At 71.8% G+C, this 5,852-nt stretch carries 5 protein-coding genes; 3 read left to right on the plus strand and 2 right to left on the minus strand.

Annotated elements, in window-relative coordinates:
• A partial coding sequence (locus ACJ73U_RS45885) for an ABC transporter ATP-binding protein (RefSeq protein ID WP_407784104.1) occupies positions 1-751 on the minus strand: 751 nt, incomplete at its 3' end.
• A gap of 180 nt (positions 752-931) precedes the next feature.
• Between ACJ73U_RS45885 and ACJ73U_RS45890 the strand changes: the two genes are divergently transcribed.
• The 3 genes from ACJ73U_RS45890 (at position 932) to ACJ73U_RS45900 (ending at position 4,491) form a co-directional block, all read left to right on the plus strand.
• Complete coding sequence (locus ACJ73U_RS45890) at positions 932-1,858, plus strand: SCO0930 family lipoprotein (protein WP_407784100.1); 927 nt, start codon at positions 932-934, stop codon at positions 1,856-1,858.
• A 693-nt stretch (positions 1,859-2,551) separates the two neighbouring features.
• Positions 2,552-3,508 carry a LacI family DNA-binding transcriptional regulator gene (locus ACJ73U_RS45895; RefSeq protein ID WP_407784101.1) on the plus strand — a complete coding sequence of 319 codons (957 nt, stop codon included), beginning with the start codon at positions 2,552-2,554 and terminating at the stop codon, positions 3,506-3,508.
• Positions 3,505-4,491, plus strand: coding sequence for a class I mannose-6-phosphate isomerase (locus tag ACJ73U_RS45900; protein WP_407784102.1), 987 nt, complete (start codon positions 3,505-3,507; stop codon positions 4,489-4,491). Before ACJ73U_RS45895 ends, ACJ73U_RS45900 begins: the two co-directional genes overlap by 4 nt.
• On the opposite strand, the gene ACJ73U_RS45905 is transcribed toward ACJ73U_RS45900, so the two are convergent.
• Positions 4,484-5,542, minus strand: coding sequence for a hypothetical protein (locus ACJ73U_RS45905; protein WP_407784103.1), 1,059 nt, complete (start codon positions 5,540-5,542; stop codon positions 4,484-4,486). The two genes, ACJ73U_RS45900 and ACJ73U_RS45905, sit on opposite strands and share 8 nt — an antisense overlap.
• Between the last annotated feature and the right edge of the window lie 310 nt (positions 5,543-5,852).

Genomic DNA, 5,852 nt, shown 5'->3' on the forward strand with positions numbered 1-5,852 from the left:
CGTCCTCGCTCACGTCGTCCGCGCCCGGCAGGGCCTTCGCGTCGCCGACGGTCAGCGAGCCGCGTTCGAGGATGACCCTGGTCGGCGCGTCCAGGCCGCGGACCAGCGTGGCGGGCGGGTCGAGCGCGAGGATCCGCCCGCGGTCCATGATCGCGACGCGGTCGCAGAGGATCTCGGCCTCGTCCAGGTAGTGCGTGGTGTAGAGGATCGTCTTGCCGCGTTCCTGGATCGCGCGCAGGACGTCCCAGAGGTTGCGGCGGGCCTGCGGGTCGAGCGCGGCGGTCGGCTCGTCGAGGAACACCACGTCCGGGTCGTGGATCAGCGCGCAGGCGATCGACAGCCGCTGCCGCTGGCCGCCGGACAGCTTGTCCTCGCGGGTGCCTGCCTTGTCCGTGAGCCCGACCAGCTCGAGCATCTCGTCGGCCCGGGCGGCGCTCACCCCGTACAGGGAGGCGAAGGTCACGAGCTGCTCGCGTGCGGTGAGCTTGTCGAAGAACGCGGTCGCCTGCAGCTGCACGCCGATCCGCGGCAGCAGCGCGGTGTTGCGTGGCCAGGGCTGTTCTCCCAGCAGGCGGACGGTGCCGCTGTCGGGCTGACGCAGGCCCTCGATGATTTCGAGCGTGGTGGTCTTACCCGCGCCGTTCGGCCCCAGGATGCCGAAGAACTCCCCCTCGCCGACGGTGAACGAGACGCCGTCGACGGCCTTCAGGTCACCGTACGACTTCCGCACCTCGTCGGCGACGATCGCCATGTTGCTCACGGCGGGGAATCTAGCCCCTGGACGCTCCCGTGAACCGAAATACGCGGAGATCCGTGTCCATGGCACCGGCCGGCGCGACGGGCTCCGGCCACTGAGGACGGTCTGACCTTCGCTCCGGAAGCTCCGCTTGGGTAAGACGCTCGCTCCGCAGGACGGAAAGGGGAGTCCAACGTGCCGCACAAGCTTCTCGTCGTGCCGGTGTTCGCTGGTCTGGCCCTGCTCGCAGGGTGTGGCGCGGCGCAGGAGGCGCCGACACTGATCGATGCGGCGGCCGCGCAACCGGACACCGACCAGGTGTCGGTGAACGCGGCCGACGTGGCCGGGCTCGGGCCGGTGCTCACCGACCGGAGCGGCAAGACGCTGTACGTGTTCACCAAGGACAGCACGGACCCGCCCGCGTCCAAGTGCGTCGACCAGTGCGCCGAGAACTGGCCGCCACTGCTGGCGGACGGCAAGGTGCTGGCCTCGGGGCTCGACTCGGCCCTGGTCGGAACGGTGGCCAGGCCGGACGGCAGCATGCAGGTGACGGTCGCCAGGCAACCCGTGTACATGTACGCCGGGGACACGGGCCCCGGGCAGGCGAACGGCCAGGGCATCCAGGACGCGTGGTTCGCCGTGACCCCGCTCGGCACGAGGACCGGGGCCGCCGGCGCTCCCCCCGCGCCGGCTCCGCCGGCGAACCAGGTGGGCCCGGCCACGGTGTTCGCGAAGGACATCCCCGGCTTCGGCCCGGCGCTGGTGAACCAGGACGGGCTGACGCTCTACCTGTTCACCAAGGACAGCAAGAACCCATCGAAATCCCGGTGCGACGGCGACTGCGCGAAGAAGTGGCACCCGCTGCTGACCGCGCCGGGCAAGGACATCAACGTGCAGGGCGTCGACTGGGACCTGGTCCAGACGGTGCCCAGGGACGACGGCTCACTACAGGTGACGGTCGGCGGCTGGCCGGTCTACCTGTTCACCGGCGACAAGAAGCCGGGCGACACCAACGGCCACGGCGCGGACGGCGTGTGGTTCGCGATCGAGGCGCGGGGCTGCAAATCGACGGCCCCGGTGAAGACCAAGTCCGAGGAGGCGGACGGCAACACAGGCTATTGACCCGGGGAAGGGCCCGGACCGGATCGCTGCCCAGTGCTCCCGCCGCCCAGGGCGAGGCAGCGATCACGGCCGGTGGAAAACCTGGTGCGCGCCAGCTACCCGCGGCAGGCGCGCACCAGGCCACCCGGAACCTCACGAACTTGCCCCCTGGCGGGCGGCGACCGAAGCTCCATGGTCGCCGTTCGCCGCACCATCCCCACTGAATCCGCTGTCTCGAACGCTCCGCTATCTGTGGTTGCCCAGCCCCCACCCATCCCGGGGGCCTGCCCCGGTTCCATTCTACCGGTGGGGTCCGACAAAACCGCTGGTCAGTGGGGGCTGTGGATAACTTCTTCGACGAAGTGGACTTTCGCGGGGCCGACTTCGAGCGAACTCGGCTCTCGCGGGCCTGATTCGACCGAGGCGGACTCTCGCAGGCGCCGCTTCGGGCTACGTGGACTTCCCGGGGTCCGATCTTGAGCGAAGTGGACCCTCGCGGGGTTTGGGTGAGCGGGAACGGTCTCCCCGGCTCACCCGGCACCAGCCACCGGCTGGTGGGACGGCGGGCGCTTCCATCCATCCCCTGGAGGCGCCCGCCGTCCAGGTCTGCGCTGACAACCTTGTCGAGTTGACAGAGGACCGTCCGGGCGGTCGAATGTTCATGCCATGACAACGTTGTCTAACTCTCCCGGTCGGTTGCCCCGCAGGGCGACCATGAGCGATGTCGCCCGGCTGGCCGGGGTGAGCATCAAGACCGTCTCCCGGGTGGTCAACGCCGAACCCGGGGTACACACCGAGACCGCGGAGCGCGTGCTCGCCGCCATCGAGCGACTGGGGTTCCGGCGCAACGTCGGCGCCCTCAACCTGCGGCGCGGCTCCTCCACCGGCACCATCGGGCTCGTTCTCGAGGACCTCGCCAACCCCTTCTACTCCGGGCTCACCCGCGCAGCCGAGGAGGTCGCGCGGCGCTTCGGGCGGCAGGTGCTCGCCGGGTCCTCGGACGAGGACCCGGGCCGGGAGCGCGAGCTGGCACTCGAGTTCTGCGCGCGCCGGGTCGACGGGCTGATCGTGGTCCCGGCCGGCCGCCAGCACGGCTACCTCCTGCCCGAGATGACCTCCGGCACACCGGTGGTCTTCGTGGACCGGCCGCCCGGCGACGTCGTGGCCGACACCGTGCTCGTCGACAACGTCGCCGGCGCGGCGCAGGCCGTCACCCACCTCGCCGCGCACGGGCACCGGCGGATCGCCTTCCTCGGGCACGCGCCCGCGGTCTTCACCGCCGCCCAGCGGCTCGCCGGCTTCCGCGAAGGCTGCGTCCGGGCCGGCATCCCCTTCGACGAGCGGCTCGTCGCCATGGGCAGGCACACCGCACGCACCATCACCGACACGCTGAGGAACGCCACCGCCGTCGTCACCAGCAACAACCGGGTCACCGTGCAGGTGCTGCGCGCGCTCGCCCAGGCGACGCACCGGCCCGCGCTCGTCGGCTTCGACGACTTCGAGCTGGCCGACCTGCTCGACCCGCCGGTCACCGTGGTCTCCCTCGACCCGGCCGAACTCGGCAAGGCCGCCGCCGAGCTGCTGTTCGCCCGCATGGACGGCGACCGCGAGCCACCCCGCCGGATCGTGTTGCCCGCCCGACTCATACCCCGTGGATCAGGAGAACGATGAAAGACGGCCTGCGCCCAGTCCAGCTGCCCGCCAACCAGCCGCCCCGCTTCTACCGGGGTGGCGCGGCCATCGCGGCACTGCGCGGCGACGCTCGCACCGAGTTCGGCCCAGAGGACTGGGTCGCCTCCTGCACAACGCTGCACGGCGAGCAGTTCGACGGCCTCACCACGCTCCCCGACGGCACCCTGCTCCGCGACGCCGTCGCCGCGCACCCGGCCAACTGGCTCGGCGACGCGCACGTGCGGGCGTTCGGCGCGGAGCCGGCGCTGCTCGTGAAGCTGCTCGACGCCGGCCAGCGGCTACCCGTGCACTGCCACCCCTCCAACGACTTCGCCGCGCGGCACTACGACTCCCGCTTCGGCAAGACCGAGGCGTGGATCGTGATCGGCGCCGAGGAGGGCGCGACCGTCCACGTCGGATTCACCGAGGACGTGGCCGCCGACACGGTCGCGGACTGGGTGGCCCGGCAGGACAGCGCCGCCATGCTGGCCGCGCTGAACCCGGTGACCGTGCGGCCCGGCGACACCGTGTTCGTGCCGGCCGGTGTGCCGCACGCGATCGACGCCGGCATCTTCATCGTCGAGCTGCAGCAGCCAACGGACCTGTCGGTCACGCTGGAGTGGCGCGGCTTCCTCGACGACGAGGCGGGCGGCCACCTGGGCATCGGCTTCGACACCGCGCTCGGCTGCGTGGACCGGCAGAGCTGGGCGCACCGGCTCGACGAGCTGGTCCACCCCTCGAACCAGGGAGACCTGTTCGCCCACCCCGAGTTCTTCCGCGCGCAGCGCCTGACCGGCGGGGCCGCACTGGACGCCTCCTTCGGCGTGCTGGTCGTGCTGGCGGGCACCGGCACGCTGCGCACCGAGAAGGCCGGCGACGTCCCGCTGACGAAGGGCGCGACGTTCGTCCTCCCGCACGCCGCCGGTGAGTCCACACTGGACGGCGAGGTGACGGTGATCCGCTGTCTGCCGCCGGTCAGCTGAGCCCGTAGAACCCCTCGGTGGCGTTGACCCCGCGGTAGACGTGCGGCGCGAACCGCCCCATCGCCGACGCGATGACGGGGATGAACTTGACGTTGCTGCCGAGCGGTAATCGGTAGCCGTTCTGGACGCCCTGCCGTTCCCACAGGTGCGCGATCTCGGGGTGCCGGCCGGCGAACCCGGGATCGGCGGGGAAGAAGTCGAGCCGGACGTGCGCCCGCTCCCCCGCGATCCTGTCCGAGGCCGCGCCGACGATCTTGTCCTGGAGGGACTCGGGGCCGACCGACTTGGGACTGTGCTTGGAGATGGCGACGGCGGCCAGCTCCGACCACGGCACCATCCACGGCGCGCCACGCGGGTCGTCCCAGCGCAGCCCGGCCGCGTCGAAGACGAGGTGCTGCGGCCGGAAGACCTTGTCCCGCCGGACGACCAGCCCGACGGGCAGGATGAGGAACAGCAACCCGATGACCACCGCGATCATGCCCACGCCGATGCCGCCGTCGACCGCACCGAAGATCCCGGAGACGAGCGCGATCAACCCGATCACCCCGGCCACGGTCGCACCGATGACCGCCTTGCGCGCGTTCGTCCTGCCGACGTCGACGACGACCGGCGGACCACCGGCGCCAGGCGCCGCGACACCGGGCGGCCCGAACCCGGGCACCCCTGTCGGCAATGGCGCGAAGGCCGACGCCCCGGCGGGTGGGTAACCCGCGCCGGGCGGCCCGTAGCCGCCGGGCGCACCCGCGGCGGGATATCCGGCCGTCGGCGAGGCGTAAGGGCTCGGGTTGGCGGGCGGTGGGGCACCTGGCGCCGTCCCGACGGCGCCGTAACCCCCGGTTGGGGCTGGTGGGAACGGTGGGCCGTATCCACCGGGAGGTGCGCCCGGAGGCTGGCCGTAGCCGGGCGGCGGGGTCGGGTAGCCCACCCCAGGCGCCGGGAGCTGGCCCGGCGCCGGGTAGCCGGGCTGGGCGTAGCCCGGTGGCGCCGGATAGCCGGGCGGCGGTGGCCCGTACGGCGGCTGGTAGTGGGGTCCCCCTGGTGGATTCGTCACGCCCGGGATGGTAGCTCCGGCGACCGACAGTCATCCGCGAGTTCGCGTCGACAAGGGACGATCAGCACGACGGAGACTCCGTTCGCGCCACAAGCTCCACCAAAGACTCCGTTCGCTCCGCTCAGGGACGCCGTTCGCTCCGCAAACTCCGCCAGAGACCTCGTTCGCTCCGCAAGCTCCGCTCAGAAACGCCTGATCGCTCCGCAAGCTCCGCCCGAGACGCCGTTCGCTCCGCAAGCTCCGCCCGAGACGCCGTTCGCTCCGCAAGCTCCGCCCGAGACGCCGTTCGCTCCGCAAGCTCCGCCCGAGA

The organism is Actinophytocola sp. (assembly GCF_045807065.1).
In the GTDB taxonomy this organism is placed as follows: domain Bacteria; phylum Actinomycetota; class Actinomycetes; order Mycobacteriales; family Pseudonocardiaceae; genus Actinophytocola.